This is a genomic window from Kitasatospora sp. NPDC023176, assembly GCF_055560495.1.
Genome location: NZ_JBVHIP010000009.1, coordinates 200,097 through 225,209, shown reverse-complemented (window position 1 = coordinate 225,209; position 25,113 = coordinate 200,097). Strand labels below are relative to the sequence as shown.

The window sequence follows — 25,113 nt, the reverse complement described above, 5'->3', positions numbered from 1 at the left end:
AGGCCTCAGGGGATCACGATCACCGGGCGGTTGGCCCGCCGCGCCAACCGCCCGGAGACCGAGCCGAAGATCTTGCCGAGCAGGCCGTGCGTCGTGCCGACGACGATCGCGTCGGCGGCGTACTCACGGCCGACCTCCTCGATCTCGTGGCAGATGTCGCCACCCCGCTCGATCAGGATCCACGGCACCCCCGCGAGGAAGTCCGCGCAGGCGAGTTCCAGCCCCAGGACCTCCGTGCGGTGGTCCGGGAGATCGACGAAGACGGGAGGCTCACAGCCCGCCCAGACCGTGGCGGGCAGACGGTTGGCGACGTGCACGATCACCAGGCCGCACTGCGACCGGCGGGCCATGCCGACGGCGTACGCGAGGGCGCGCTCGCTCGACAGCGAGCCGTCGAAGCCGACCACGACGCCGTGCTGGAACACCGGGTCGAGGAAGCGCCCCGGCGCATCGTCCGCCGACGGACCGGTGTGCCCGCCGACCGGGCCGGACTCCGTGTCGGGACGCTCGGCACCGGGGCCGGGACGGCCGCCGGTCACCGGGGGCTCCGCGGGGCCGGCCGGGTGCCCGTCGCGTCGCTCGCGAGGCCCCGGGCGGTCGCGCCGGGCGAGGCTGCCACGGCGGAGGATGCGCAGGGCGCGTACCAGGCCCGGGAGTTCGGCTCGTTCAGGGCTCGCGACTGCGGGCGGCGCAGCGTCGAGGGCACCGCTCCGCCGGTCGTCCGGTTCAGCGGTCCGCTCGCCCGTCCACTCACCGGTCCACTCGCCGGGCGGCCGGAGGCGGCCCGGGAGCTGGGCGTGCGGGCCGGCTTGGCGGTCGGCGGAGGCGTCGGCTCGGCCGCCGGCGTCGACGCCGTCATCGGCACGGTCTTCGCCGTACGCGCCCGACTGATCGCCGTCTCCGTCGCCAGCACGCCCACCAGCACGCCCGTCGGTGCGCCCACCGGCGCGCTCGTCGGGCTGCCCGCCGACCGGGTCGGGGTTCGTACGGGCGTCGTCTCTCTGGGACCCCGCATCCGCACTGCGGGGCGCATCCGGTTCGACCGGTCGGGAGGACTCAAAACCAGCCATGGCTCACGGCTCTTCAAGGGAGAGGGGCCGACAGGAGAGGACAACGCTGCCCGGGCGACAGGCCCGCCCACGGGATGACGTCGGTCTGCGCCGCGCAGCACCGTATGTGACCTGTTCCTTTCAGAGTACGACGAGCACGGGGCCCGGCCCAGCGGCGAAGCCCCGGAGCGACGTTGTTCCCGCGAAAGGAGGATGCGCACGCCGCGGCTGTGCGCCCTGCCCGCAGGCGATCGCGCCCCCTCCAGAACGGAGGTTCTAAGGAGCTTGACGGAGCGGGCCGGGCGGCGCAACAGGCCCACGGGACACCGTGACCGGACTGTCATGGATTGGCGACGATCCGTTGCCGGACGTCGCGAACTGTCACGCCCCGCGAGCCCCGGCCTGCCCTCCAGTCCGTCCGGGCCTGCCCCGTCCATCGGGTGTCCGGGCCCTTTCAGCCACTTCGTACGGCTTCGCGACGCGGTCTGGCATTTGCCAGGTGCATAGGTGCGGCCGCTGGCACCATGCTCGGCATGCCCCTGCTCCTGTTCGATCTCGACAACACGCTGCTCCCCCGGGACGCCGCCTTCCGGGCCTGGGCGCAGGACTTCCTGTCCGAGCACCGCCTGCCTCCCGGCGACCTCGACTGGTTCGTCACCCTCGACGGCGGCGGCTACGTGCCGCGCAGCACCGTACTGTCCGCCGTCCGGCGCCGCTACGGCCTGGACGCCTCGGCCGAGTTCCTGCTCGCGCACTTCCGCCGCGGCATCAACTCGCACATCCACTGTCCGGCTCGGAACATCGAGGCGCTGCGGACGGCACGGGCGGCCGGGTGGACGCTCGGGATCGTCTCCAACGGCGGCACCCGGCCGCAGTTGGAGAAGATCCGGCGGACCGGACTGGGACCGCTGGTCGACGGCTGGGTGATCTCGGAGGAGGCCGACTGCGTCAAGCCGGATCCGCTGATCTTCGAGATAGCCGCCCGGCGGTGCGGCATCCGACCGGTCGGGGACTGGACGGCGCACACCTGGATGGTCGGGGACCACGCGCCCGCCGACATCGCCGGGGCCGAACTGGCCGGGCTGCGCAGTGTCTGGCTGCACCACGGGCGGCCGTGGGCGGAGATCGGCTACCGGCCGACGCTGAAGGCGGCCGGGCTGCCGGAGGCCGTCGGCCTGGTGCTGGCGGCGCGCAACGCGCCCTCGGTCCGGTCGGGGGTGCGGTCGGGGGTCCGGCCCGGCGTGCGGCCGGAGGTCCGCGCGGGCGGGCCGGGCCGGCGCCAGGCGGCCGGGGCACCGGTCCGCGTGACGGCGCTGATCGGCGCACACACCGGCGCACATCCGACGGCGACCGCCCCGGAGGGCCCGAACGCGCCCGCTCCCGTGCATGCCGGGACGGCCGTCGCCTCGGCGGCCGGAGCGGCGTCCGGAGCCGGTTCCGGTGTCCGAAACCGATCAGGCGGGTTTGCTGCGATCGCCGACGGCCTCCAGGGCGCGGGGGCGCGCAGCGGGTCGAGGGCCGCGGCGGGTGACGGCCCGCGTCCGGGCGGCGGGGCGGATCCGGGCGCGAACGTCGACCGGGCGGTCGCACTGGTCCGGCCAACGCCCGTCCGTCCGGCGGCCGGTGGGGTCGACGGTGCTGGTGGGACTGGTGGTGCGGGTGGGAACGGGCCCGCCCGGACGGTGTTCGCCGCGGTGCCGGGCGACGCGGCGACGGCCGTGACGGCCGTGACGGCACGGAGCGTTGCGACGCCGACCGCTCCGGCGTCGAGCGCCGGGGTGCCGCTCGCCGTCGCCCCGATCGGCACCGCGACCGCCGCGGCGGCGGGCGGCCGGTAGCAGAGCGCCCCCGAAGCGGTCCGCGAGCCGAGGGCCCGGAACCAGCCACCGAACCGGGCCCGGGTCGGGCGCGCTCCCGCCGGTCAGCCGACGGTCAGGCGCGGTTCCACCAGCAGGTGGGGGCCTGCTCGGTGAACCCGAGCGCGCGGTAGAGCGGTTCGCCCGCCGAGGTGGCGACCAGGGTGGCCGGGCGCTCCGGGTGGGCGTGCGCCAGGGCGGTCCGCAGCACGGCCCGGGCCACCCCACGACCGCGCTGGTCAGACAGGGTGGCGACCCAGTACACCCCGGTCGCGGCCCCGTCGTCGTAGGTGAGACAGGCGCCCGCCGGTACGCCGTCGACGCGGCCGATCCAGGCCCGGCAGCCCGGCTCGCGCGACAGCGATTCCGGGAACGCGCCACCGCGCGTCCAGGGCTGTCGGGCGGGCAGTGGGAAGCCGTCCACGACGGTCCGTTCGACCAGCGCGAAGGTGTCGCCGTCCAGCGCCTCATCGACCGTCAGGGCGCCGCCGCCGTGGGCCGGTGCGACGACGGGAAGCTCTGCGGACGCTCCCTCGACCGGGCCGGGCTCACGCGCCATCACCGGCATGATCGGCATCCGGACGGCCCCGAACCGGGTCAGGTCGAGCCCGCCGTACGGGTCCTCCAGGGTGAAGCGGATGGCCCTCCACGCGTCCAGCAGCTCCGCCAACTGCTGTTCCACATCGGCTGGTTCGATGTAGGGGCGGGTGACCACGAAGCGCTGGGAGTCGTCCGGGGTGCGGGCGCAGCGGACGGCCGTGAGGCCCGGTCGGACGTGGGAGCGCCAGCCGTGCGCACGGGCTTGGGCGAGCCAGAAGGCGGCGGCGTTGTCGTTGGCCTGTTCGAGCCGGCGGTCGGTGTTCACGGCAGGACGGTAGCCCTGCGGCGCCGGTGCCGGTCCGGCCGCCCTGGCACTGGCCGAATGAAGCCTGGGAGGCGCACGGCCGGCGCGCGTGCGCCCTCCCGTGCACCGCCGATTTTCGGTCAATTTCGTGCCGCGTCCTCCCTCTTGGGCAAATCCGCAGCCCAGACCCGCCTACCGGGCACCCGGAAGCCAGACACCCCAGGAACCGTCCCGCGACAACCAGCCACCGTTGCACCGGCCCTCTTCCCAGAAGGGTCGACGGGTGCCACGCTTCGTGATCGAATGCATCACGCCAAATTGCCATGTCGACATAGCGTCGGATGGTGAACTTGTCACAACGGCAACGGTCCACCCGATAGATTTCGATCTTGGCCAGCAGTGCCGCACCACCCACACCACACCACCGAGGGGGCTTGAGCGCCTTGAGCAGGGTGAGCAGGAGCGACGCGGGTCCTGACAGCGGCCAGGCGCCGGCCGGCACCACGAGTCGGCCCATCAGAAGCACCGGCACCTCCGCGACCGCCACCACCCGCGCCTCTGGCACCCCCGGCAACTCGGGCAACTCGGGCCCCGTCTCGCACTCCCCCTATCCGGCCGTGCCGTCCGCCGCCACCGGTCACACCACTGGCCACGCCGCCGAGCACGGCGGCCCGGCCCACGGCGGCCCCGCGTACGGCGGTCCGGCGCACGGGGGCCCGGGACAGTACGGGGCCCAGCCGATCCAGGGCGGGCACCCGAACCCGGCCGGACAGCCCGTCAGCCGAGGCACCGTCAGCCCGACCCAGGCCTACGGCGGCCCGGCGCAGTCCTACGGCGGCGACTACCCGGGGCACCCCGGTTACCCCGGGAACCCGGCCCACGCCGGGAACGCGGGCTACCCCGGCCACCCGGCCTACCCCGCCGGCGGCGCGGCCCCCGGACCGAACGGCGCCGGAGCCGGCCCGCTCGGCGGCGGCCTCGCCCTGGGCACCGCCCCCGGCCACGGCCCGCTGGGCCACGGCGGGCCGGGCGGCAGTGGCTCCGCGATCGCCCAGGCGACCATCGGCGCCCCGCGCAAGCTGTCCGGCCGGCGCCGCCGGGAGACCGTCGCGGTGCTGATCTTCGGCGGGGCACCGATCTTCGAGAGCTCCATCCCGCTCTCCGTCTTCGGCGTGGACCGCCAGGACGCCGGGGTCCCCCGCTACCGGCTGCTGGTCTGCGCCGGCGAGGAGGGCCCGCTGGCCACCACCGGCGGGCTGACCCTGTCGGCGCCGTACGGCCTGGAGGCCCTCGCCCGGGCCGGCACGATCGTCGTACCGGCATGGCGCTCGATCTCGCAGCCGCCGCCGGTCGAGGCGATCACCGCCCTGCGCAAGGCCCACCACGAGGGTGCGCGGATCATCGGGCTCTGCACCGGTGCCTTCGTGCTCGCCGCGGCCGGCCTGCTCGACGGCCGCCCGGCGACCACCCACTGGATGTACGCGCCGACCCTGGCCAAGCGCTACCCGCGGGTGCACGTCGACCCCCGCGAGCTGTTCGTGGACGACGGCGACGTGCTGACCTCGGCCGGCACGGCCGCCGGGATCGACCTGTGCCTGCACGTGGTGCGCAGCGACCACGGCGCCGAGGCCGCCAACGCGCTGGCCCGCCGTCTGGTGGTGCCCAGTCGCCGCAGCGGCGGAGGACAGGCCCAGTACATCGATCAGTCTTTACCGGAGGAGATCGGCAACGACCCGCTGGCCGAAGTGGTCACCTGGGCGCTGGAGAACCTCAACCAGCAGTTCGACGTCGAGGTGCTGGCGGCCCGTGCCTACATGAGCCGGCGCACCTTCGACCGCCGTTTCCGCACGCTCACCGGCAGTGCGCCGCTGCAGTGGCTGATCACCCAGCGGGTGCTCCAGGCGCAGCGGCTGCTGGAGACCTCGGAGCTGTCGGTGGACGACGTGGCGCGCCGGTGCGGGTTCCGGTCGCCGGTCGCGTTGCGCGGGCACTTCCGCCGCCAGCTCGGGGTCTCCCCGGCCGCGTACCGGACCAGCTACCGGGCACGGCGCCCCGGGCAGCAGTCGCCCAGCCCGGCGGGAGCGCACGGCGCCGACCTCCGGCTGCCCGGCGCGCTGCCGCACGCGGCGGCCGCGGCGGGCGGCGGCCTGTTCGGCGGCGCGGTGCACGGCGGACCGCAGGCCCACCCGTTCCCGGCCGGTCCGGGAGCGCAGGTGCCGGTCGGACAGCCGGGCCAGCACGGGCAGCCGGTGCCGCACGGACAGGCCGGTCCGTACGGTCCGGGGCAGGTCGGGACGCCGACCGGGCAGGGCTTCCACGGCCGCTCGGGCCAGCCGTACCCGCACCAGCAGGCCGCGCAGCAGCCGCACCCCGGGCAGCAGGGTGCGGCGCGCGGTCCGGTGCGGTCGCCGCTGGTTCCGCCGCAGGCCGGTCCGGGTGCGGGGCGTCCGCCGCGCACCGCCGAGCACGCGGCGGCCGAGGACGGCCACCCCCAGCCGGGGGCGCGCGGCCAGGGCCAGGGGCACCGCAGCGCGGTCGAGCGGCCCGGGGACGAGCCGGGTGCGGCCGGGCGTGCGCACGGCGCGCCGACCGGCCGGGTGCCGGCCGGTGCCGCCGGGCAGCCGGCGGCCGGGGCGGGCGAGCTGCGGGGCCGGCAGGCGCGGGCCCCCCAGGTCCGCACCCCGGGCGCCCGGGCCACCGCGGCGGACGGCGGACGGACGGGTCGTGAGGGCCGTCCCGGGCGGGAGGGCCATGCGGTCCGGTCCGGCCGGGAGGGCGAGCACCCGGACGGCCCCGGCACCCACGGCGGGGCCGAGGAGCACCAGGCCGAGGCCACCGCTTCGGCGCCCCGGTCGGCTCCACCGGTCCCCGCGGCGCGTGATCGCGCCGTAGGGTGAGTTGTGTGAATGACCGTTTGGTATGGATCGACTGTGAAATGACCGGCCTCGACCTCGACCGGGACGCCCTGGTCGAGGTCGCGGTGCTGGTGACGGACTCCGAGCTGAACATCCTCGGCGAGGGCGTGGACGTCATCATCCGGCCGCCGGCGGAGGCTCTGGCGAACATGCCGGAGGTGGTGCGCGCGATGCACACCTCCTCCGGCCTGCTGGAGGAGCTGGAGCAGGGCGTGACCCTGGCCGAGGCCGAGGAGCGGGTCCTCGCGTACGTGCGCGAGCACGTGCCGGAGGCCGGGAAGACGCCGCTGTGCGGCAACTCGGTCGCCACCGACCGCGGCTTCCTGGCCCGGGACATGCCCGCCCTGGAGAAGCACCTCCACTACCGGATCGTGGACGTGTCCTCGATCAAGGAGCTGGCCCGTCGCTGGTACCCGAAGGCGTACTACAACAGCCCGCCGAAGGGCGGGAACCACCGGGCGCTCGCGGACATCCGCGAGAGCATCGACGAACTGCGGTACTACCGCGAGGCGGTGTTCGTCCCGCAGCCCGGTCCGGACGCCGACACCGCGCGCGCCATCGCCGAGAAGTACCGGGCCTCGGCCGACTGACCGGAGCCCGTCGCAGGGTCGGAGGGGGTGTCCTCGTCCACCGGAACGAAACCCCGGCGCGAGCACCCTCTCGGATCCTGTAGAGTTCTTCCTGTCGGAACGGGAACGCGGGAGCGGGACCGGGTCGGACAGATGGTGGGTATAGCTCAGTTGGTAGAGCACCTGGTTGTGGTCCAGGTGGCCGCGGGTTCGAGTCCCGTTACTCACCCCAGAGCCTGAGGGGCCGATCTCTTCAAGAGATCGGCCCCTCAGGCGTTTTCGCGTTCCCCGATCAGGCGCGGGCTCAGTTGTGCCCGGCGGTCCGGGTTTTCCGTCCGGCCCCTGCCGCAACAAGCTACCGGCTAGTAACATCGTCGCCATGACCACTCCTTCGATCGGCCAGATGCTCGACGCCACCGTGCCGATGGCGCACACCCTCAAGCTCGAGTACCTGGAGACCACCCCCGAGCGCTCCGTGCTCCGGCTGCCGGACCAGCCCGCGTACCACAACCACGTCGGCGGCCCGCACGCCGGCGCGATGTTCACCCTCGCCGAGTCCGCCAGCGGCTGCATCGTGATCGCCGCCTTCGGGGACCAGATGTCCCGGGCCGTGCCGCTCGCCGTGAACGCCGAGATCGCCTACAAGAAGCTGGCCATGGGCGACGTCACCGCCACCGCCGTGCTGGGCCGCCCGATCGCCGAGGTCGTCGCCGAGCTGGACGCCGGCGGTCGCCCCGAGTTCCCGGTCACCGTCGAGATCACCCGCGCCGACGGCGCCGTCACCGGTGTGATGACGGTCACCTGGACCCTGCGCCCCAACTCCTGACCGCCGCGCGGTCGGTGGCCCCGGGAACCGCACTCCGGGGCCACCCGTGCGATGACTGTCCGTGACGGCGGGCGTGACCTCGACCCCCGCCCGCTCGTTCTCAACTCACGTGCGAGCCAATCACGCGACCGAGCCCCAGGAACCCGCCCCCCGGGGCGTCGCCGGAGCACGGCGGGCGTTCGCCCGGTGGCTCCCCCGCCCCCGCACCGTCGCCGCGGGCGGAGCCCTGCTCGCTCAGCTCTGGGGCGTCGGCGCCACCGGCGCGTACGCCGCCGCGGCCGCCGCCGAACCGCCCCCCGGGCAGCCCCGGTCGGCCGTCCGCCGGGCCGTGCACGACGCGGCCGCGCCGAACGGGCCGTCAGCCGCCCGGTCTGCCGGACCGGGGCCGTCCGGGGCCGCCGTACCCGGCCCCACCACCGGGGCCGCCACCGAACCGGCCGACGGGGCCGCCGACCCGGTCGGCGACACCCTCCAGGAGCGCATCCGCTCCGGCGGACTCCCCCTGCCCGGGCAGGGCACCGCCGTCCCCGACGCCTTCGCCCTCGCCTCCGGCCTGCTCGGGACCGTCCCCGCCCAGGGCCGCCCCGGCGAAACCCGCGCCTCCCGCGAAGGCGAACCCTCCGCACTGCCCGCCGTCCCCCGCCCCCGCTCCGGCACCGCCGACCCGACCGGCACCGCCCGGCCCGAGAGCGCCGGAACTCCCGCCGTCCCGGAGGCCACGGCCCACGACGGGCCCGGCACGGCGCGACCCACCGGTACGGCCACGGACGGCGCCTCGGCCCCCGCCCCGCCGACCGACGGCGGCACACCCGAGACGCTCGCCCTCGCCGACACCGCGACCGTGACGGCCCGGGCGGACGACTCCGCCACCGCGACCGCGGTGCTCGCCCCCATCGCCGCCGGACTGCTGCTCACCGGCGCGGCGATGTGCAAGCACCGGGGGCTGCCGCGCGGACACTGAGCCGCCGTCGGCGGCGCGGGGCTCCCGGCGCCGGCCTCAGGGCGCCGGTTCCCCTTCCAGCGGTGGGAGTTCCCGCCCGGGCAGGGAGCCGGACGGGGAGTCTCGGACGGGGAGTCGGACGGGGTGCTGCCGACGCGGACGGCGCCCGTCGCCGGGCGGAAGGGCTCGGCGTTCGGGTCGGAGTCGATGGTGCAGCGGCGCGGGCCGGCGGGCCGGGCCCGGTCGCGGACGTGCCCGAACAGGGCCCGGCCGATGCCATGGCCGATCCGGTCGGGCCCGACGAAGGGCATGGCCGGCTCGCCGGACGGCGGGGCGCCGGTCAGGGCGGCGAACCCCAGCACCCGGCCACCGTCCTCGGCCACCACCGTCGACGCCCGTTCGACGGCGGCGGCGTCCAGCGTCAGCTCCTCCCGGCAGGCGGGCCGGAACGCCTCGTCATGGCCCCAGTGGGCCTTGGCCCGCAGGGCGATGCCGGTGAGCAGCTCGGCCTCGTCCGGGCGGGCGGATCGGATGCGCATGCGGCCCCCTCGCGTCGGCAGCCGGACGTCCGTGGCCGGACGTCCGTGGCCGGTGTGCGCCGCAACTCGATCGTCCGCCGACGGTTCTACGGCGGCGGGGAGGAACGGGCGGCCGTCGCCGGAGGGCGGTCGTCGACGGGGCGGCCGTCAGCGGAAGACGCCCGGCGGCGGCACCGGGGAAGGCGCTGCGGTGGCGTCGGTGGCCGGGGTGGCGCCGGCGGTGAAGTCGGTGAGGGCCCGGCCGTGTTCGACCCGGCCGAGGGAGGAGTCGGAGGCCACCCGGCGGCTCAGGTCCGCGATCGGCAGCGGGGTGTGGGCGGCGGCCAGGACGAGGTTGCCGAAGCGCTTGCCGCGCAGCACGGCGGGGTCGGCCGTCAGGCACAGCTCGGGGAAGACCGCGCCGAGGGTGGCGACCTGGGAACGGGCGAAGGGCAGGGCGCCGCCGTCGGCGATGTTGGCGGTGTACCAGCCGCCGGGGGCGAGGGCGCGGGCCGCGAGGGTGGTGAACTCGACGGTGGTGCAGTGGGCCGGGGTGCGGGCGCCGGAGAAGACATCGGTGATGACCAGGTCGACGCTGCCCTCGGGGGCGCGTTCCAGCACCTCGCGGGCGTCCGCGCCGCGCACCTTGATCTGCCAGCCGCGATCCAGGGGGAGTTCGGCGCGCACGAGTTCGGTGAGCGCGGTGTCGATCTCGGCGACCTGCTGACGGGAGCGCGGCCGGGTGGCGGCCACGTAGCGGGCCAGGGTGAGGGCGCCGCCGCCCAGGTGCAGGACGGTCAGCGGGCGCCCGGCCGGGGCGACCAGGTCGATCAGGTGGCCGAGCCGGCGCTGGTACTCGAAGCCCAGGTGGGTGGGGTCGGCGAGGTCGACCAGGGACTGCGGGGCGCCGTCGATCAGCAGCGTCCAGGCCTGCGGGCGGTCGCGGTCGGGGCGCAGCTCGGCCAGACCGGAGCCGACCGGCCGGGACAGCGGGCCCTGGGCGTGGGTGCGGCCGTCCGAGCCGGTGGTGAGCGCCGGTTCGGGGCTGCGCGCGGCCCTGTTGCTTCGTCCCATGTCGGCCATTATCGCCGGAGGCGACGTAGGGCCGGGGTCGCCGGAGGCGACGTAGGGCCGGGGTCGCCGGAGGCTGCATAAGCAGGAGCCGCCGGAGGCGACACAGGTCAGGCGTCGCCACAGCGGTGCACACCCCGCCCAGGGGCGTGCCGCGGGGATCCGGCCGGAGGCGTACGGGCCCGGCGGGATCCGCGCGGCACGCCGCTAGAACGGGCCGAGGCCGCCTGCGGTGAGCGTGCAGGCGGCCTCGCAGAGGGCGGAGCGGAGCACCCAGGCGTCGGTGGGGCGGGCGGAGCGGCTGGCACCGGAGGGCGGGATCACCCAGCGCGGGTCGGTGGCGCCGGGCACCAGGGCGCCGGCCGTACAGGAGCTGCCGGGCAGGTGCCAGGTCTCCCAGGTGCCGGCCGGGACGAGGAAGGAGACGGTGCTGCCGTTGCGGCTCTGCAGGACGGCCCCGCAGGCGCGGCGCAGTCGCAGGATGTCGACGGCTTCCAGGCCGTGCCGCAGGGCGACCGTCACGGTGTCGCAGCCGGTGACGAGGGTGTCCTCGGCGGGGACGGGGTGGTCCCGGCGCAGTCCGCCGCAGGAGCCGCGGCCGCCTTCGACCGGGCCGCGGCCGGGGAACCGGTCATCGGCGGGGTCGGGCAGCAGGGCGGGGGCGGCGGCGGCGAGCACGCCCCCGGCGACGGGTCGGTGCTGTGGCAGTCCGGTGGCCATCACGGGCCCTCCTGTTACCTCGTCGGGTCGGAAGCGCTGCCGCCGGGGTGGGGCCTCGGGGGCGGGGACGGGCCGGGGGGGCGGCCTGGGCTTCCACGTATCAGGACAACGCGGCGGGAGTGCCGGAGGCCACGGGGCGCTTTACAGCAAGGCATGGCATTTCATGGCGGATATCCGGCAACTACGCCCGCTTTGCACCGCATTGACGGCAGATGTCCTGCCAACCGAGTGTGGCTGATCGGTGACTCCGAGTACTCTCTGCGCCATGGCAGCCACCCCACCGGCCGAGCCGAACCGACCGTCCCCCAACCCCGTGATGCGCGCACTGCGCGGCGACCGCTCACCCGGAGAGTTCGCCATGGCGGTCCGCCGGGCCGCCCGAGAGATCGGCGAGCACGTGTCCTGCGACGCCCGCTACGTCGGACGGGTCGAGTCCGGTGAGATCCGCTGCCCCAACTACGCCTACGAGCGGGTCTTCCGGCACATGTGGCCGGGGCGCACGCTCACCGACCTCGGCTTCGCCCCCCGCACCGCCGTCCGCCGCCGCTCGGCGGACGGCGGCGGGGCGGCCACCGGGGCACCCCCGCCCCACCCACCACTCCACCCGCCGTTCCCGCCCCTGCCCGCCCCGCGCTCACCACTCTCCACCCAACTCCCGTACGCTGCCTCGCCGTACGCGGATCCATCCGCTCCGGAAGGGCCCCCGTGGCCGTCGGCCGGCGCGGCGCCCAGGGGGCCCGATGGATCGCCCTATCTCGACGAGGAGAACGACGACGTGCGTCGCCGTACGTTCCTGGCCGGCGGCTCGACCGCGCTGGCCACCGTGATCGGCATCGACCGGCCGGCCGCCGCCGGGCCCGTCGCCGGTGCCGGCTTCGGCCCGGCCATCGGTTTCGGCCCGGCCATCGGCCATCGCCCGGTCACCCGCCAAGGTGCCTTCCCCGGCGCGGAGTTCGCCGCGCCCTCGCTGCTCGGCACCGAGCCGGTGGTGCCCGGCCGGGCGGCGGCGGTGCCGCCGTTGCGCAGGATCGGCGTCGCCGAGGTGCAAGGCGTCGAACAGGCCGTCCGGGACATCAGACTGGCCGACGACGCGCACGGCGCGGACGCCCTGTACGAACTCGCCGGGCAGTCGCTGCGGACCGCCTACGTACTGCTCGACGAGTGTGACTACAGCGCCGAGACGGAACGTCGGCTCCAGGCCGGGGCCGGTGAACTGGCCATCTCCGTCGGCTGGTTGGCGCATGACTCGAACCGGCTCGCGGACGCCCGCTCGTTCTACGCCGAGGCGCTCGCCACCGCCCGGATGGCCGGGGACGCGGCCCTGGAGGCGCACGTCTTCTGCAACAGCGCCTTCCTCGCCCGGGACGCCGGGCGCCCGCGCGAGGCGCTGCGCGCCGCGCAGGCCGGGCAGGCCGCCGCCCGGGAGCTGGACTCCGCCCGACTGCTCGCCCTGCTGGCGATGCGCGAGGCCGGCGCCTGGGCCGTGCTGCGGGACCGCTCCTCCTGCGAACGCGCGATCGGCCGGGCCTACTCGCTGTTCGACCGGGGGCCGTCGGAGACCGATCCGGAGTGGATGTCCTTCTTCGGCGAGGCGGAGATCGTCGGTCTGCAGTCGCAGTGCTGGTCCGCGCTGGAGGACTGGGACCGCGCCAGCGAGCAGGCCGCGCTGGCCATAGCGCTGCAGGAGCCGCACTTCGTCCGCAACCGGGTGCTGTACACCGCCGAACTGGCCCACGACCGGCTCGGCCGGGGGGACTTGGCGGGCGCGGCGCACCACGGCTCGGCCGCCGTCGCACTGTTCGGCGAGGTCCGCTCGGCCCGGATCCGCAGCATGCTGGCGGACACCGCGGGGCGGCTGCGCGCGCACGCCTCGGTCGCCGAGGTCCGCCGCTTCCTGATCGGGTACGACCAGGCCGCGGCGGCCTGAGCGGTCCTCGCAGGCGCCGCTTCAGTGGCCCTGGTCGAGCCCATCCAGGTGGGACAGGTCGTTCCAGACCTCCACCGCCGGGGCGCCGTACTCCCAGGACAGCACGCACAGCGCCGCCGTGCCGAGCTTGAAGCGCTGGGCGAACTCGGGCGGCAGGCCCAGCCAGCGGGCGGCCAGGATGCGCAGCAGGTGGCCGTGCGCGAACAGGACGACGTCCCGGTCGGCGCAGTGCATGACGGTGGAGTCCGACTCCGGGACGCCGTGCTCCCCGTTCACTTCGGCGAGGAAGGCGTCCACCCGGGCGGCCACGTCGGAGAGCTTCTCGCCGCCGGGCACCCCGTCGCGCCAGATCAGCCAGCCGGGGTGGTCGGTGGCCCGGATGTCGGCGCCGGTGCGGCCCTCGTACTGGCCGTAGTCCCACTCGAGCAGTTCGGGGCGCTCCACCGCGCGGTCGCCGAAGCCGGCCAGGGCGCAGGTCTCCTCGGCGCGGCCGAGCGGGCTGGTGTAGACGAGCGCGTCCGGCAGCCCGTTCCAGGGGGCCTTGGCGAGCCGGGCGCCGAGCGCCCGGGCCATCGTGCGGCCCTCCTCGGTCAGCGGGATGTCGGTGCGGCCGGTGTGGCGACCGGTGGCCGACCACTCGGTCTCACCGTGGCGGACCAGCACGATTCGGGCGGGCATGGAAGGCTCCTCGCAGCGGGGCGGTCAACGGTCGGTCTCACCCTTGAGCACCGGGCTCCATGATCCCCCACCCGGACGGCGCCCACGATCGCGGGCCCGGAGTAGCGGGCAGGACGGGCCGGTTACGGGCGGAACGAGCCGGAACCGCCCGGTCCGCACCGCGTTGTCGGACCCGGATGCGACACTGGGCCGCACCATGAACGTCTCGACGAACGTCCCGCTGCGCGGGCCCGCTGAGCCGCTCGCCCAGCGGCTCGCCGAGCTGCGCGGACCGGCCCCGCAGCGCAGTCTGAACGCCCGCTCCCTCGCCGCGCTGGCCGCCAATCCCGGCTGCCACCGCCGCGCCGTGCTGGACGCGGCCGGGGTGGACAAGTCCGCGCTGGCCGCCCGGCTCGGCCGCCCCGCCCCCTTCGGGCAGTCCCCGTTCGCGATCGCCCGCGGCGTGATCTTCGAGTCCCGGCTGAAGGCGGACGACCACGCCGCCCTGCTGGAGCCGCTCCGCGCCCACCTCGGCCTCCCCGTGGACGACCACGCCCCACTGCTGGTGCCGGACCTGCTGCACCGCTCCGGCCCGGCCGTACGCGCCGACCGGACGGCCGAGGCACTGGCCCGGGCCGCCGCCGAGCCGGACTCCTGGACGCTCCTGGACCACCCGATGCTGCGCCTCGCCGTGGCCGGCAGCACCGCCTACCTGGAGCCGGACGCCCTGGTGGTGCACGGCGGGCGGTGCACGGTGGTGGAGATCAAGTCCTTCCCGGTGCTGGACGGCAGCGCCGACCCGGCCAAGGTCGGCGCCGCAGCCCGCCAGGCCGCGGTGTACGTGCTGGCGCTCCAGCACGCCGCCGCCGCGGCCGCCGGGCTCCCCCTCGCCGACGACCCGTACACCGAGCAGCGGCTCCCGGGCAGCCCCCGCACCAGCGTGCTGCTGGTCTGCCCGAAGGACTTCGGCAACCGGCCGACCGCCGTCGCCGTCGACGTCCGCCGCGAACTGGCCACCACCCGCCGCCAGCTGAGCCGGATGACCGGCATCGACCGGCTGCTGGCGACGCTGCCGCCGGGCACCGACTTCGACCTGGCCGCCGACGACGGCGGCGTCCCGGCCCGGACCGCCGAGCAGCTGACCGCCTCGGTCGAGACGGTGCCCGCCGCCTACAGCCCGGACTGCCTCTCCACCTGCGAGCTCGGCTTCCACTGCCGCGCCCGGGCCCGCTGCGACGACCGGGTCGAGCAGCTCGGCCGGGGCGTGCGCGGCGAGCTGGGCAGCATCCGTACGGTCGCCGAGGCCCTGGCCGCCGCCGGCGGCGGCGAAGGCACCGGCGGAACCGACGGCAGCGACCGCAGCGCCGACGCGGACGGCGACGGCGACGGCGCGCACGAGGCGGCCGAGCGCCTGGCGTACGCGGCCGCCCTGCGCGCGGAAGCCCTGGGCGTGAGGGCATGAGCCTGCTGACCACCCTCGCCCGGCTGGAGGCCGTCCGCAGCGGACGGGCCGAGCCGCTGGCCACCGTCCGGCACCGGCACCTGTCGGAGCGGCCCATGGTGCTCGTCCCGCTGACCGCGGCCGGCGAGTCCGGCGCGCCGCTGGCCGTGCTGCTGGGCACCGACCGGGACGCCCCCCGGCTGCACCTGGTGCCGCAGCCGCTCAACCGCACCCTCCGGTTCGACTACCTGGCCGCGCTGGCCGCCGACCTGCTGCCCTACCTGGAGTCCTTCGGCACGGACGTCGAACAGATCGAGGGCTCCGAGAAGGACCCGGAGACCGGCGAGAAGACCCAGGTGTTCCGCGAACTGTGCGCGGACGCACCACAGTTGATCGTGCCCAACGGCGCGGGCGTGCGCCACCTCGCCCTGATCGGCCGCTCGACCCGGTTCCGCCGCACCGCCGAGGACGCCGACCCGGGCCCCCACCCGGCGCCGCTGCGGGTGCCGCTGCTCGGCCGCTGGCTGACCCACCTCACCGACCGTGCCCAGGTGCCCGGTTCCAGCCTGCTGCTGCCGATGACCGGCCTGCTCGCCCGGCACTGGGCCACCGGCCAGAGCCACCTGGAGGACCAGCACCTGGCGGCCCGGCTGGCCTGGCACGACCCCCCGCCGGGGCTGACCGGCGCGCAGGCCGCCGAGCTGGCCGAGTCCGCCCGCGACGGGCACGGGCAGCTGCTGCACCCGCCGGCCGGCCCGGCCACCGACCCGGCCTTCGACGAGGGCGTGCTGGCCCCGGCGATCGCCCGCTACGACGCGGCCGTCAGCGCCCTGCAGCACGGCACCGGGCAGGACGGCACCGGGCAGCGCGACGAGGCCGCCGCCGAGCGCGCCCGCTCGGCCGTCCGCTCGGCGGTCGAGCAGTTGGAGCGGGTGCTGTCCGCCGTCCTGCTGCCCACCTGGCGGGACGTCTGGCGGGGCCTGGACCTGTTGCGCGCCCTGCCGCCGGCCGGCCACCTGGCGGAGCGCTGGACCGGCGACCGCTGGTCCTACACCGGCCACCGGGACCGGCTGGCCGCCGGCGAGCCGCCGCAGCCCCGGCAGGACGACGCCGTCACCGCGGCCCGCAAACTCGCCCAGCGCGAGCGCGAGCAGGCCCGGCTGGACGTCCAGGAGGCACTGGACGACCCGCTGGCGATGGCCGAACACCGGTTGTCCGGCGAGGCGTTCAGCGGGGTGGTGACCGAGGTGGTGCCGGACTACGACACCACCGGGCGCTCCCCCAAGCCCCGTCCGCTGGTCACCCTGCGCACCGCCGACCGCCCGCACGCCGACCTCGGCCGGGAGGCGCACCGGGTATGGGGGTCCCCCCGGCCGGAGGCCGGCGGAGGGCCGGCCGCGCAGAAGGCGCGGATCGTGGCGGTGGACCCGGAGGAGGGCACCATCACGCTGCGGATGCTGTCCGGCATGGGCCGCAGGAAGGAACCCGAGCCGGGCAGTGTGCCCGAGCCCGGCGAGCCGGTCACCTTCACCCTGTTCGAGTTGACGGTCCGCCAGTCCGCGCCGCTGCCCGAGCCGGACGACACCCCGTGGACCCACGGCGGCCCGCCCGGCACCGCACCCGTACCGGCCCCGACCGCCGCCACCGCCGCCACCGCCGCCACCGAGGATTGGGAATGATGAGCGAGCAGCCCCCGGGCGCGGCGGCCGACGCCGCGGTGGCCCGCATCCTGGCGGCCACCGTCCACCCGTCGGCCGGCGCGCCGCGCGGCGTGGTGGTGGACTCCCCGCCCGGCGCCGGGAAGTCGACCCTGGTGGTGCGGGCCGCCCGCGAGCTGGTGGCGGCCGGCGAGCGGTTGATGATCGTCGCCCAGACCAACGGCCAGGTGGACGACCTGGTCGGCCGACTGGCCGAGAAGGCACCGGAGTTGACGATCGGCCGGCTGCACGCGGCGGACTCCCGGCCGGGGCCGGAGGTGCTCCGGCACGCCAGTGTCACGCCGTCCGACAAGGTCGCCGACCTGGTCGAGCACGACGTGGTGATCTCGACCTCCGCCAAGTGGCAGTGGGTGCGGGCCGAGGCGCCGTGGCGGCACGCGATCGTCGACGAGGCGTACCAGATGCGCTCGGACGCCCTGCTCGCGGTGGCCCGGCTCTTCGAGCGGGCGCTGTTCGTCGGGGACCCGGGGCAGCTGGACCCGTTCACCGTGGTCGGCACCGAGCAGTGGGCGGGCCTGTCCTACGACCCGTCCGGCAGCGCCGTGGTGACCATGCTGGCGCACAACCCGCAGATCGAACCGCACCGGCTGCCGGTCTCCTGGCGGCTGCCGGCCAGCGCGGCACCGCTGATCTCGCGCGCCTTCTACCCGTACACGCCGTTCCGCTCCGGCACCGACCCGGACGACCGCGCGCTGACCGCCGCCGTACGGCCGGACGGCTCCGCGCTGGACGCGGTGATCGACCGGGCGGCCGAGCACGGCTGGGCGCTGCTGGAGCTGCCCGCCCGGCACACCGTGCGGACGGACCCCCAGGCGGTGGCGGCGGTCGCGGCCACCGTCCGGCGGCTGCTGGAGCGCGGGCTGACCGCCCGCTCCGAGCAGGGCGAGGCCCCGCTCACCGCGGACCGGATCGCCGTCGGCACCGCGCACCGGGACCAGGCGGCGGCGGTGCGGGCGGCCCTGGTCAAGGTGGGCGTCCCGGTGGACGGCACGGTCGGTCCGGCCGTCACGGTGGACACCGCGAACCGGCTGCAGGGCCGGGAGTACGACGTCACCGTGGTGCTGCACCCGCTCTCCGGGCGCCCCGACGCGACCGCCTTCCACCTGGAGACCGGCCGGCTCTGCGTGCTGGCCTCCCGCCACCGGCACGCCTGCATCGTGGTCGGCCGGGCCGGGATCGCGGAGCTGCTGGACGAGCACCCCGCCACCGAGCCGGTGCAGTTGGGCGTCCCGGTGGCCTTCCCGGACGGCTGGGAGGCGAACCACCAGGTCCTCCAGCACCTGGCCGGCCACCGGGTGCACCTGCGGTAGGGCCTGTCTCTCGGATCCCTGCCCGATCCGACACCGTCCGACAGCCAGGCCCCGGCGAGGGCCCGGTCAGTCCTCGGTCTCGCAGACGGCGAAGGCCACCACGGACCCGCGCTCGGCCTGGGCGCTCCAGCCGGTGGCGTCGGCGGTCGGCCCGCTGACGCGCACCGGTCCGTCCGCGTCGGGCTGGAGCCGGTAGCCGCCGCCGGTCAGGTGGGTGCCGGCCGGGCAGGCCGCCGTGGAGACGCCGCCGGGGGCGCTCGGCGGCCCGGTGACGACCTTGGCCGTCTCGGCGGCGAAGGCGGGCCCGGCGGACGCGACCGCGGTCAGGACGGCGGCGGTCAGGACGGCGGCGGCCGGCAGGAGGCCGGTGGACGGTGCGCGCATGGGGTGCTCCCGGTTCGGTGGAGGACTGCTGTACCCGGCACAACCGGTTCGCACGCGATCCGGAAGCGCGGCGCCCGGGGCACCGCCCCGGCGCGTGCCGGGGAATAGCGCCTGCACGCGCACCGTTCCGCTACCGGCCGCCACCGCGAGACAATGGACGGCGGCCACGATCGGGCGGTGCGGCCCGGAGCAGCCCGCCGCCCTCCCTCACCGAGACCCCGGAGGTGTCCGTCCATGCCCGACTCCCCCGCCGAGACGCCCGAGCCCACCAGGCGACTGCGCCCCGTGCAGCTCCTGTTCGAGCCGCAGTCCGCCGAACCGGAGCCGGAACGATTCTTCGACCTGGAGTCCATCGACGACCCCGCGGAGCTGCTGCGCCGCTCCACCGAACTGGCCCTGGCCTTCCGGGCCGCCGCCGAGCGGGCCACCGACTTCCAGGCCGTCGCCGCCGCCCAGCTCGCCGACCCGCGCCGGTTCGACGCGCTGTCGGACACCGAGGTCGCCGAGCGCGCGGACTGGACCCCGGACTACGCGGCCAAGATGATCGAGTACGGCCGCGGCCTGCTCCAGCCGCGCCGCCACGAGGACTGAAGCCCGTCCGGGCAGCCGCTGGCATATGCCAGCGGCGGAGGGTACGCGATCGCCCGCCACCCTGTCCGGCGAACGGCGCTTTCCGCCACACCGGGGGCGCGCACGGCGCAGGCTGCTGGGCGTGGACATCTGGACGCACCAGTCGGTGGAGTACGTCACCGTGGCCGGGGAGGCCTGGCTGGCCTCCGCCAGCGAGTACCCGCGCAGCATGCGCGCCCTCTGGGAGGCCCGCCCGTGGGCGCCCTCCGTGCTGCCCTGCGGGCGGGCCTTCGACGTGATCAGCATGCCGTCGCTGTTCGGGCGCCGGGTGCTGGACGAACTGTGGGCCTCCGGCCCCGGCTGCGGCCCGGTCGCGGGCTACCGGGGCCGCACCCTGCTGTTCGTCCAGCCCGGCGCGGCCCCCCGGCTGCGCCGGCTGCTGGCCTGGGAGGAGTGGGCCCGGGACGTGCCGCCGCTGCTCTGCCACGGCAAGGGCGACGCGGTGACGGTGCCGCCGCTGCAGCGGATGGTGCACGGCCCGGACTCCCCCGGCCGGGGGTCGGGCCGCTGGATCGTCGCCCCGGACGAGCGGGAGCCCTGGCTGCCCGGGGCCTCGGTGGTGCTCTGGGCCTGCGTACGGGCGGCGCGCGAGCCCGGCGGGGCCGTCCCGGCCGAGCCGGTCGTCGTGACCGGGGGGTGAACGGGGAGCGGCCGGTATTCGATTTTGGCCCGACCGCGGGCCGCTGCTAGAGTCTTCTCTGTCAGCAGGCGCCGCTAGCTCAGTTGGTTAGAGCAGCTGACTCTTAATCAGCGGGTCCGGGGTTCGAGTCCCTGGCGGCGCACAGACAGCCGAGAGGCCCCTTGCGAAAGCGAGGGGCCTCTCGGCGTTTCCCGTCCGGGGCACCGGAGGACCGCCCGGGCGGTCCCGCCGGAGGAACGGCCGGGCCGCCCGCCGGAACGGGACGGCCCGGCCGGGGCTCAGCGGCCGCGCAGCGCGCGGTAGCGGGCGACCAGCTCGGCGGTGGAGCTGTCCAGCTGCTCGCCGCCCTCACCGGTGAGCAGCACCGGCTCGATCCGCTTGGCGAGCACCTTGCCCAGCTCGACGCCCCACTGGTCGAAGGAGTCGATGTTCCAGATCGCGCCCTGGACGAACACCTTGTGCTCGTACAGCGCGACCAGCTGGCCGAGCACCGACGGGGTCAGCTCGGCGGCCAGGATGGTGGTGGTCGGGTGGTTGCCCTTGAAGGTCTTGTGCGGGACGAGTTCGGCCGGCACGCCCTCGGCGGCGACCTCCTCCGGGGTCTTGCCGAAGGCCAGCGCCTGGGTCTGGGCGAAGAAGTTGGCCAGCAGCAGGTCGTGCTGGGCGACCAGGCGGTCGGGCAGGTCGGCGACCGGGCGGGCGAAGCCGATGAAGTCGGCCGGGATCACCTTGGTGCCCTGGTGCAGCAGCTGGTAGTAGGCGTGCTGGCCGTTGGTGCCGGGGGTGCCCCAGACCACCGGGCCGGTCTGCCAGCCGACCGGGGTGCCGTCGCGGGTCACCGACTTGCCGTTGGACTCCATGTCCAGCTGCTGGAGGTAGGCGGTGAACTTGGACAGGTAGTGCGAGTACGGCAGCACCGCGTGCGCCTGGGCGTCGAAGAACGCGCCGTACCAGACGCCCAGCAGGCCGAGCAGCAGCGGGACGTTCTGCTCCGGCGGGGCGGTGCGGAAGTGCTCGTCGACCAGGTGGAAGCCGTCCAGCATCTCGCGGAAGGCGTCCGGGCCGATGGCGATCATCAGCGAGAGGCCGATCGCCGAGTCGTAGGAGTAGCGGCCGCCGACCCAGTCCCAGAACTCGAACATGTTGGCGGTGTCGATGCCGAAGTCCTGCACGCCCTGGGCGTTGGTGGACAACGCGACGAAGTGCTTGGCCACCGCCTCGGTGCCGGCGCCCAGGCCGTCGAGCAGCCAGCCCCGGGCGGAGACGGCGTTGGTGATGGTCTCGATGGTGGTGAAGGTCTTCGAGGCGACGATGAACAGCGTCTCGGCCGGGTCGAGGTCGCGGACCGCCTCGTGCAGGTCGGCGCCGTCCACGTTGGAGACGAAACGCACCGCCAGGTCGCGTTCGCCGAACGAGCGGAGCACCTCGTAGGCCATCGCCGGGCCGAGGTCGGAGCCGCCGATGCCGATGTTGACCACGGCGCGGATCGGCTTGCCGGTGTGGCCCTTCCACTCGCCGCTGCGGACCCGGTCGGCGAAGCCGGCCATCTTGTCCAGGACGGCGTGCACCCCGGGGACGACATTGACGCCGTCGACCTCGACGACGGCGTCGCGCGGGGCCCGCAGCGCGGTGTGCAGGACGGCGCGCTGCTCGGTGAGGTTGATCTTCTCGCCGCGGAACATGGCGTCCCGCAGCTCGGCGACGCCGGTGGCGGCGGCGAGTTCGCGCAGTAGCTCCAGCGTCTCGTCGGTGACCAGGTGCTTGGCGTAGTCCACGTACAGGTCGCCGACCCGCAGGGTGTGGGTGCGGCCGCGCTCGGGGTCGGCGGCGAACAGCTCGCGCAGGTGGGTCTCGCCCAGCTCGGACCGGTGCTTGGCCAGGGCGGCCCACTGCGGGGTGCGGTCGAGCGGGGTGCGGGCGTCGGCGCGGGTCTCCGACATCGGTGGGTCCTCGATTCATCTGGGTGCAGAAACCGGCAGGGCCAGGCGTGAGGGTCAGGCGGTGAGGGCCTGCTCGCGAGGTCGTGGCGGTACTGGTGGTGCGCCGACTCCGTTGACGGCCTGCCCGGGTTCAGCCTATGCAACCTCGGCGGGGGTCGCGCACATTCCGGTGGCCGGGCGCGGACTGCCCGTCACTTCCGTTGCGTCCGCCACATCCGTTGCGTCCGCCACATCCGTCGGGCACAGCGCTTCCGTCGCGCCCGCTACTTCCGTTCGGAGCGCAGGTCCAGTCCGCGCAGCACGTGGTCGACCAGTTCCGGGTCGGCGCCCGGTTCGCTGCGGGCGACGAGCATCTCGCGCCGGGAGGCGGCGATCATCTCCTGCTCGACCTCGGCGGCGGCCCGCCACTGGGCGATCCGCTGCTTGGCCTCGGCGGCCTCCTCCTCGGCGTAGTTCTCCGGGCAGAGCCGGGCCAGCCGGTCGTGCTGACGGTCCCGCAGCCGGTCGGCGACCTCGGCGGGCAGCTTGTCCTGCTCCTCCAGTTCGCCGAGCCGCTGGAGTCCGGCCTTGGCGGCCCGCCACCAGAGCTGGCGCACGGCCTGCTCGTGCTTGTCCTGGTCGATGTCCAGTTCGAGCCGCTTGGCCAGCCAGGGCAACGTCAGACCCTGGACCAGCAGGGTGAACAGCACCACGCTGAAGGCGATGAAGACCAGCCGGCCGCGCTCCGGGAAGTCCGCGCCGGAGTGCAGGACGAGCGGGATGGCGAGGGCCAGGGCGACGGTGGCCACCCCGCGCATGCCGGACCACCAGAGGACCACGCTCTCCTTCCAGCTGAACGGGGTGTCCTCCTCGTCCCCCTTGCGCAGCTTCTTCGACAGCCAGCCGGCCGGCAGCAGCCAGAACAGCCGGACCAGCACCACGACCGCGATGACCACGGCGGCGTCGCCGAGGAAACCGGTCCAGCCGCGGCCGGCTTCCTTGAGCACAGTGGCCAGCTCCAGGCCGATCAGGCCGAAGGCGACGCCGGTGATCAGGATCTCGACCACCTCCCAGAAGGCGTTGCCGACCAGCCGGTAGGCGACGGCGTCGGCGTCGGCGGCCCGCTCGGCGAGGTAGAGCGCGCAGATCACCACGGCGAGCACGCCGGAGCCGTGGATCTCCTCAGCGATGGTGTAGGCGGCGAAGGGCACCAGGAGGTTGAGCGCGACCTGCTGGGTCGGGTCGTCCAGGCGGTCGGCGAGCTTGGCGTTCACCCAGCCGAGCACCACGCCGACGATCACGGCGAGCACCGCCGACAGCACGAAGCGCAGCACCGCGTGGCCGACCGAGAAGTCGCCGCTGACCATGGCCTCGATGGCCAGCGAGTAGATGACGATCGCGGTGACGTCGTTGAACAGGCCCTCGCTCTCCAGGATCGCCACTAGGCGCCGGGGCAGCCCGATGCTGCCGGCCACCGCGACGGCGGCCACCGGGTCGGGCGGGGAGACCAGCGCGCCGACCGCGATCGCGGCGGCCAGCGGCAGGGCGGGCAGCAGCCAGTGCACGGCGCCGGCCACGGCGATCGTGGTGACCACCACCAGGGCGATCGCCAGCAGCAGGATCGAGCGGGCGTTGGCCTTGAAGTAGCGGACCGAGGAGCGCCGGGCGACGGCGAAGATCAGTGGCGGCAGGACCAGCGGGAGGATCAGCTCGGGCTCGATCTTGACGTCCGGGATCTGCGGGACGAGGGCCATGACGATGCCGAGCAGGGTCATCAGGACCGGTTGCGGCACGCCCGTCCTGCGGGCGAGTGGCATGGTCACCACGGAGGCGAGCAGCACCAGGAAGAACAGGGGCAGCTGGCCCACGGGGAGGTTCCTCTCGACGGCGGATCGACGGCCGGCGGCCGATCGGGACGGACGGCCGATCGGGACGGACGGCCGGCCGGCGACGGACGGCCGGCCGGCGACGGACGGCTGAGCGCCGCCCAGGATAAATCTGACAATGCGCCCATAGGTGAAGACACGCCGAACAGGCGCTTGACCTGAAGCGCACTTCAGCACCGAGGATCGGGGTGTTCGCGTGATGGAACCGGCGAGAGGAGCCCCCATGAAGGCGGTCACGGTACCGACGTCCGGCGGTCCGGAGGTCCTGCGGGTCACCCAGGTGGCCGACCCCGAGCCCGCAGCGGGCGAGGTCCGGGTCCGGGTGTACACCGCCGCGGTGCAGCCGGTGGACCTCGCGATCCGGGAGGGCTTCCGCCCGCCGGGGCTGGTGGCCGAGCCGCCGATCGTCCTCGGCAACGAGTTCGCCGGGGTGGTGGACCGGCTCGGGCCGGGCGTCGACGCCTGGCGGGTCGGCGACGAGGTGCTGGGCTTCCGCATGCTGGGCTGCCAGGCCGAGCTGGTCACGGTGGACGCCGCCCAGCTGGTGGCCAAGCCCGCCGGGATGCCCTGGGAGCAGGCCGGCTCGCTCTCCGCCTCCGGCCAGACCGCCCACGTCGCGCTGGACCTGCTCGGTGTCGCCGCCGGCGACACCGTCCTGGTGCACGGCGCCAGCGGCGGGGTCGGCACCGTCGCCGTCCAGCTCGCCCGGGCCCTGGGCGCCACCGTGATCGGCACCGCGAGCGAGCGCAACCACGACTACCTGCGCGAGCTGGGCGCGATCCCGGTCGCGTACGGCGAGGGGCTGGTCGAGCGGGTCCGGGCGGTCGCCCCGCAGGGGGTGGACGCGGCCTTCGACGCGGCCGGCCGGGGCGCCCTGGCGGCCTCCGTCGAGCTGGTCGCCGACCGGGACCGGATCGGCACCGTGGTCGACTACCCGGAGGCCGAGCGGCTGGGCGTCCGGGGGCTGCGGGCGCCGCGCACCGCCGAGCGGCTGACCGAGCTGGTCCGGCTCTGGGAGACCGGCGGGCTGCGGATCGAGATCGCCGAGACGCTGCCGCTGGAGCGGGCCGAACAGGCGCACCGGCTGGTCGGCACCGGGCACGTCCGCGGCAAGGTGGTGCTCACCGCCTGAGCAGGCCGGGCGCTCCGGGGCCGATTGGGTGTTTCGGCCGCTGACCAGGTAATGTTCTCCAGGTCAGCAGGCGCCGCTAGCTCAGTTGGTTAGAGCAGCTGACTCTTAATCAGCGGGTCCGGGGTTCGAGTCCCTGGCGGCGCACAGACAGCCGAGAGGCC

19 protein-coding genes, 3 tRNA genes and 3 pseudogenes are annotated in these 25,113 nt (G+C 75.4%); 16 read left to right on the top strand and 9 right to left on the bottom strand.

Annotation, left to right across the window (positions count from 1 at the left end; all coding sequences use genetic code 11):
* Positions 1-5: 5 nt before the first annotated feature.
* A pseudogene (locus ACZ3YL_RS16080) lies at positions 6-431 on the bottom strand (universal stress protein); the annotation flags it as partial.
* A 132-nt stretch (positions 432-563) separates the two neighbouring features.
* Here ACZ3YL_RS16080 and ACZ3YL_RS16075 point away from each other — a divergent pair.
* Both ACZ3YL_RS16075 and ACZ3YL_RS16070 read left to right on the top strand, forming a co-directional pair.
* Positions 564-1,148, top strand: coding sequence for a hypothetical protein (locus tag ACZ3YL_RS16075; RefSeq protein WP_465657839.1), 585 nt, complete (start codon positions 564-566; stop codon positions 1,146-1,148).
* A 434-nt stretch (positions 1,149-1,582) separates the two neighbouring features.
* Entirely contained in the window at positions 1,583-2,887 is a 1,305-nt protein-coding gene (locus ACZ3YL_RS16070) for an HAD family hydrolase (RefSeq protein WP_465657837.1), read from the top strand.
* Between the two features lie 94 nt (positions 2,888-2,981).
* Here ACZ3YL_RS16070 and ACZ3YL_RS16065 read toward each other — a convergent pair whose 3' ends face one another.
* Positions 2,982-3,770: a GNAT family N-acetyltransferase gene (locus ACZ3YL_RS16065; RefSeq protein WP_465657836.1), complete on the bottom strand. Its 789-nt coding sequence runs from the start codon at positions 3,768-3,770 to the stop codon at positions 2,982-2,984.
* A 1,025-nt stretch (positions 3,771-4,795) separates the two neighbouring features.
* Between ACZ3YL_RS16065 and ACZ3YL_RS16060 the strand changes: the two are divergent.
* From ACZ3YL_RS16060 to ACZ3YL_RS16040, 5 genes and pseudogenes are all read left to right on the top strand, one after another.
* Positions 4,796-5,813, top strand: a pseudogene (locus tag ACZ3YL_RS16060) (helix-turn-helix domain-containing protein); the annotation flags it as partial.
* Positions 5,814-6,651: 838 nt separating this feature from the next.
* Positions 6,652-7,254 (top strand): oligoribonuclease, encoded by a 603-nt coding sequence (gene orn / locus ACZ3YL_RS16055; RefSeq protein ID WP_188308184.1) that lies wholly within the window; start codon positions 6,652-6,654, stop codon positions 7,252-7,254.
* Positions 7,255-7,389: 135 nt separating this feature from the next.
* A tRNA-His gene (locus ACZ3YL_RS16050) sits at positions 7,390-7,465 on the top strand.
* Positions 7,466-7,612: 147 nt separating this feature from the next.
* Positions 7,613-8,059 carry a DUF4442 domain-containing protein gene (locus ACZ3YL_RS16045; protein ID WP_465657832.1) on the top strand — a complete coding sequence of 149 codons (447 nt, stop codon included), beginning with the start codon at positions 7,613-7,615 and terminating at the stop codon, positions 8,057-8,059.
* Positions 8,060-8,168: 109 nt separating this feature from the next.
* A complete protein-coding gene (locus tag ACZ3YL_RS16040) occupies positions 8,169-9,020 on the top strand; it encodes a hypothetical protein (protein ID WP_465657876.1) in 852 nt (283 codons plus the stop codon).
* Positions 9,021-9,190: 170 nt separating this feature from the next.
* Here the strand turns inward: ACZ3YL_RS16040 and ACZ3YL_RS16035 are convergent.
* The 3 genes and pseudogenes from ACZ3YL_RS16035 to ACZ3YL_RS16025 form a co-directional block, all read right to left on the bottom strand.
* Positions 9,191-9,538, bottom strand: a pseudogene (locus ACZ3YL_RS16035) (GNAT family N-acetyltransferase); the annotation flags it as partial.
* 147 nt (positions 9,539-9,685) lie between these two features.
* The gene (locus ACZ3YL_RS16030) at positions 9,686-10,591 is read right to left on the bottom strand and encodes a spermidine synthase (protein WP_223242720.1); all 906 of its coding nucleotides are present in this window, start codon (positions 10,589-10,591) and stop codon (positions 9,686-9,688) included.
* Positions 10,592-10,795: 204 nt separating this feature from the next.
* On the bottom strand, positions 10,796-11,308 hold the full coding sequence (locus ACZ3YL_RS16025; RefSeq protein WP_223242719.1) for a hypothetical protein: 513 nt from the start codon (positions 11,306-11,308) through the stop codon (positions 10,796-10,798).
* 265 nt (positions 11,309-11,573) lie between these two features.
* On the opposite strand from ACZ3YL_RS16025, the gene ACZ3YL_RS16020 reads away from it, so the two are divergent.
* A complete protein-coding gene (locus ACZ3YL_RS16020; RefSeq protein WP_465657829.1) occupies positions 11,574-13,235 on the top strand; it encodes a tetratricopeptide repeat protein in 1,662 nt (553 codons plus the stop codon).
* A gap of 21 nt (positions 13,236-13,256) precedes the next feature.
* Here ACZ3YL_RS16020 and ACZ3YL_RS16015 read toward each other — a convergent pair whose 3' ends face one another.
* Positions 13,257-13,913, bottom strand: a complete 657-nt coding sequence (locus tag ACZ3YL_RS16015; RefSeq protein WP_465657827.1) for a histidine phosphatase family protein — start codon at positions 13,911-13,913, stop codon at positions 13,257-13,259.
* Between the two features lie 196 nt (positions 13,914-14,109).
* On the opposite strand from ACZ3YL_RS16015, the gene ACZ3YL_RS16010 reads away from it, so the two are divergent.
* The 3 genes from ACZ3YL_RS16010 to ACZ3YL_RS16000 are packed head-to-tail and all read left to right on the top strand — an operon-like array spanning position 14,110 to position 18,361.
* Positions 14,110-15,354 (top strand): hypothetical protein, encoded by a 1,245-nt coding sequence (locus ACZ3YL_RS16010; RefSeq protein ID WP_465657826.1) that lies wholly within the window; start codon positions 14,110-14,112, stop codon positions 15,352-15,354.
* Entirely contained in the window at positions 15,351-17,012 is a 1,662-nt protein-coding gene (locus tag ACZ3YL_RS16005; RefSeq protein ID WP_465657824.1) for a hypothetical protein, read from the top strand. The genes ACZ3YL_RS16010 and ACZ3YL_RS16005 overlap by 4 nt, the downstream gene beginning before the upstream one ends.
* Positions 17,009-18,361 carry an AAA domain-containing protein gene (locus ACZ3YL_RS16000; protein WP_465657822.1) on the top strand — a complete coding sequence of 451 codons (1,353 nt, stop codon included), beginning with the start codon at positions 17,009-17,011 and terminating at the stop codon, positions 18,359-18,361. The genes ACZ3YL_RS16005 and ACZ3YL_RS16000 overlap by 4 nt, the downstream gene beginning before the upstream one ends.
* Before the next feature lie 66 nt (positions 18,362-18,427).
* On the opposite strand, the gene ACZ3YL_RS15995 is transcribed toward ACZ3YL_RS16000, so the two are convergent.
* Entirely contained in the window at positions 18,428-18,745 is a 318-nt protein-coding gene (locus ACZ3YL_RS15995) for a hypothetical protein (protein WP_465657821.1), read from the bottom strand.
* A 234-nt stretch (positions 18,746-18,979) separates the two neighbouring features.
* Between ACZ3YL_RS15995 and ACZ3YL_RS15990 the strand changes: the two genes are divergently transcribed.
* From ACZ3YL_RS15990 to ACZ3YL_RS15980, 3 genes are all read left to right on the top strand, one after another.
* On the top strand, positions 18,980-19,336 hold the full coding sequence (locus tag ACZ3YL_RS15990) for a hypothetical protein (RefSeq protein ID WP_188304740.1): 357 nt from the start codon (positions 18,980-18,982) through the stop codon (positions 19,334-19,336).
* 25 nt (positions 19,337-19,361) lie between these two features.
* A complete protein-coding gene (locus ACZ3YL_RS15985; protein WP_188304741.1) occupies positions 19,362-20,015 on the top strand; it encodes a bifunctional DNA primase/polymerase in 654 nt (217 codons plus the stop codon).
* 68 nt (positions 20,016-20,083) lie between these two features.
* A tRNA-Lys gene (locus tag ACZ3YL_RS15980) sits at positions 20,084-20,157 on the top strand.
* A 136-nt stretch (positions 20,158-20,293) separates the two neighbouring features.
* On the opposite strand, the gene pgi is transcribed toward ACZ3YL_RS15980, so the two are convergent.
* Entirely contained in the window at positions 20,294-21,955 is a 1,662-nt protein-coding gene (gene pgi, locus ACZ3YL_RS15975; protein WP_188304742.1) for a glucose-6-phosphate isomerase, read from the bottom strand.
* 263 nt (positions 21,956-22,218) lie between these two features.
* Positions 22,219-23,802, bottom strand: coding sequence for a Na+/H+ antiporter (locus ACZ3YL_RS15970; RefSeq protein ID WP_465657819.1), 1,584 nt, complete (start codon positions 23,800-23,802; stop codon positions 22,219-22,221).
* A gap of 241 nt (positions 23,803-24,043) precedes the next feature.
* Here ACZ3YL_RS15970 and ACZ3YL_RS15965 point away from each other — a divergent pair, with 241 nt between their 5' ends.
* Together ACZ3YL_RS15965 and ACZ3YL_RS15960 are read left to right on the top strand one after the other, a co-directional pair.
* The gene (locus tag ACZ3YL_RS15965) at positions 24,044-24,952 is read left to right on the top strand and encodes an NADP-dependent oxidoreductase (protein WP_188304744.1); all 909 of its coding nucleotides are present in this window, start codon (positions 24,044-24,046) and stop codon (positions 24,950-24,952) included.
* 70 nt (positions 24,953-25,022) lie between these two features.
* Positions 25,023-25,096: transfer RNA gene (locus tag ACZ3YL_RS15960), tRNA-Lys, on the top strand.
* Positions 25,097-25,113: the final 17 nt, after the last annotated feature.

Coding starts and splice junctions, on each gene's coding strand:
- ACZ3YL_RS16020 (WP_465657829.1), top strand. CDS start 11,574: ATGGCAGCCACCCCACCGGCCGAGCCGAACCGACCGTCCCCCAACCCC.
- ACZ3YL_RS16010 (WP_465657826.1), top strand. CDS start 14,110: ATGAACGTCTCGACGAACGTCCCGCTGCGCGGGCCCGCTGAGCCGCTC.
- ACZ3YL_RS16030 (WP_223242720.1), bottom strand. CDS start 10,591: ATGGGACGAAGCAACAGGGCCGCGCGCAGCCCCGAACCGGCGCTCACC.
- ACZ3YL_RS15990 (WP_188304740.1), top strand. CDS start 18,980: ATGCCCGACTCCCCCGCCGAGACGCCCGAGCCCACCAGGCGACTGCGC.
- ACZ3YL_RS16070 (WP_465657837.1), top strand. CDS start 1,583: ATGCCCCTGCTCCTGTTCGATCTCGACAACACGCTGCTCCCCCGGGAC.
- ACZ3YL_RS15995 (WP_465657821.1), bottom strand. CDS start 18,745: ATGCGCGCACCGTCCACCGGCCTCCTGCCGGCCGCCGCCGTCCTGACC.
- ACZ3YL_RS16025 (WP_223242719.1), bottom strand. CDS start 11,308: ATGGCCACCGGACTGCCACAGCACCGACCCGTCGCCGGGGGCGTGCTC.
- ACZ3YL_RS15985 (WP_188304741.1), top strand. CDS start 19,362: ATGCCAGCGGCGGAGGGTACGCGATCGCCCGCCACCCTGTCCGGCGAA.
- pgi (WP_188304742.1), bottom strand. CDS start 21,955: ATGTCGGAGACCCGCGCCGACGCCCGCACCCCGCTCGACCGCACCCCG.
- ACZ3YL_RS16015 (WP_465657827.1), bottom strand. CDS start 13,913: ATGCCCGCCCGAATCGTGCTGGTCCGCCACGGTGAGACCGAGTGGTCG.
- ACZ3YL_RS16045 (WP_465657832.1), top strand. CDS start 7,613: ATGACCACTCCTTCGATCGGCCAGATGCTCGACGCCACCGTGCCGATG.
- ACZ3YL_RS16005 (WP_465657824.1), top strand. CDS start 15,351: ATGAGCCTGCTGACCACCCTCGCCCGGCTGGAGGCCGTCCGCAGCGGA.
- ACZ3YL_RS15965 (WP_188304744.1), top strand. CDS start 24,044: ATGAAGGCGGTCACGGTACCGACGTCCGGCGGTCCGGAGGTCCTGCGG.
- ACZ3YL_RS16000 (WP_465657822.1), top strand. CDS start 17,009: ATGATGAGCGAGCAGCCCCCGGGCGCGGCGGCCGACGCCGCGGTGGCC.